Genomic DNA, 1878 nt, shown 5'->3' with positions numbered 1-1878 from the left:
ATATATCCTTGCTCGTTATATTGCTAAACAAACTGCTGACGGCAAAGCAAGCGACACAATCTACATTCACAACAATGACAACACCACAGGAAACAGCGGTAATGACACCTGGATTGTAACGTCAAATACAAAGAGTGCAACCATTAACACCGGCGGCGGTAAAGATACTATTAAAGCGATTGGTGGAGATGGCGTCATCATTATAGCAAGTTCAAAAATTAATAGTAGTGTAACCTATATGATTAAACCAATTTATAATATCTAATTGATTCACTTTTAATATTGCCTTCCTGATATAATTTTTAAGCAAGTCGATCTCTCTTATCTTCCAACTTTTTAAAAAAGATTTGACCTTAGACCACATCAACTCTATTGGATTTAAATCAGGACTGTAAGCCGGCAAGTATAATGGTATAGCTCCAACGGACATTATCAATTCCTCTACACCTTTTACTTTATGTACATTCAAATTATCCATAATTACTATATCTAATGGCTTTATTGACGGTAACAATGTGACTTTGAGGTATTCAAGAAATCTTTTCCCATTTATTGAACCTTGAAAAGAGCGGTAACGAATGGTGCCATCTACTCTTATTGCTCCTACTATACTTCTTCTTTTTGACCGCTTTAACGGTACTTTTTCTACTACTCTCTTCTTTCCTATGCTTCTGCCGTAACTTCTTGTCATATTGATATTTACTCCACTTTCATCAAGAAAGACAAGATGATTTACATCAATTTTTGGCAGTACTTCTTTCCAAATCTGACGAAGTTCCTGCACATCGAAGACGATCACTCTCACTTGCACAAAGCATTTTCTTCTTTCTGGTAAAACCCAGTTTGTGTTTGACTATCACACAAAGTGTATTCTCTTTTATCGGCAAGTGCAATTTATCTATGATTTCTTGCATTGTTATATCCGGTGTTTTCAGGATTGTTTCTTTTACCTTTTCCACTTGCTCAGGTGTAAGAACAGGTTTTCTCCCTCTTTTGTGAGTTTGCAGTTCTACTGTTCCTGTTTCTCTATATTGATGTACCAACCTAAAGACGGTACTAACAGAAACATCAAAAGCTTTAGCTACAATATCTGCATTTTTAAGTTTTTCATATGAGTGAACCAATCTATCTCTGGAATCATTATTCATTATCTTTTTCATTTTCATCACCGAATATTTTATATTTATTTTCAAGAAATTTGCCAACTATTATTATTTCATGATATTGATATAACTTGACAGGGAACCAACAAATAGTCGCTTGCGATTAAGCTACAGTAAGTCAATTTATTAACAGCAGGAGAGTTGTCGATTAAAATGAAATCATATTTTTCTTTTATTTCTTCCAATTTTGTTTTTAGACAGGTTACATCTTGAATAGTCATATTGAGTTCATTTTGAGATTCACTGGTTGGAACTATTCCTAAACCACAAATGTTTTTGATGACATCTGAGAATTTATCTTGTTCATTTAGTACGGTAGCAATGTTATTTTTAACATTTACAAGTTCAGGAACGAATATCTTTATAAGATTACGTTGTGGGTCAATATCAATGTCTAGAACTTTTTTATTATTCATTAATAGATTGGCACTTATGTTTATCGTACTGGTAGTTTTACCAGTACCACCTTTTGGAATTATTACAGAAATGGTCTTAGCTGACATAAAAATTCACTCCTTTGCATAAATTTACCTGTTGTGCTAGCTGATTTTTCAATTTATTGAGATAACAAGGTTTTCAAATGAAAGACTTTTAAAGACTGTGATTTTAATCCTGTCATTACGCCATTCATTTTAACTAGCACAACGAGTTAAATTTATAATTGTTATAAATATTGATGATTCTGGAAGATTATAAGAGATTTAATACTAAACAC

The 1878-nt window shown here is 32.7% G+C and carries 4 protein-coding genes; 1 reads left to right on the top strand and 3 read right to left on the bottom strand.

The genetic code is table 11. The annotated features are described in order from the left end of the window. Positions 1–265, top strand: a 265-nt coding sequence (locus Q0138_RS05350; protein ID WP_297981810.1) for a hypothetical protein, incomplete at its 5' end; no start/stop codon positions are given. Here the strand turns inward: Q0138_RS05350 and Q0138_RS05345 are convergent. Genes Q0138_RS05345 through Q0138_RS05335 form a run of 3 tightly spaced genes read right to left on the bottom strand, consistent with a single transcriptional unit; the run spans position 212 to position 1666 of the window. Then, positions 212–784, bottom strand: coding sequence for an IS630 family transposase (locus Q0138_RS05345; protein ID WP_297981809.1), 573 nt, complete (start codon positions 782–784; stop codon positions 212–214). The two genes, Q0138_RS05350 and Q0138_RS05345, sit on opposite strands and share 54 nt — an antisense overlap. Continuing rightward, positions 738–1160 (bottom strand): helix-turn-helix domain-containing protein, encoded by a 423-nt coding sequence (locus Q0138_RS05340; protein ID WP_297981807.1) that lies wholly within the window; start codon positions 1158–1160, stop codon positions 738–740. Before Q0138_RS05340 ends, Q0138_RS05345 begins: the two co-directional genes overlap by 47 nt. 56 nt (positions 1161–1216) lie before the next feature. After that, entirely contained in the window at positions 1217–1666 is a 450-nt protein-coding gene (locus Q0138_RS05335) for an AAA family ATPase (RefSeq protein WP_297981805.1), read from the bottom strand. Positions 1667–1878 lie beyond the last annotated feature (212 nt).

Source organism: uncultured Methanobrevibacter sp., from assembly GCF_937906425.1.
In the GTDB taxonomy this organism is placed as follows: domain Archaea; phylum Methanobacteriota; class Methanobacteria; order Methanobacteriales; family Methanobacteriaceae; genus Methanobrevibacter.
Note: the sequence above shows the minus strand (reverse complement) of the source record. Positions and strands in the feature narration are given on the sequence as shown.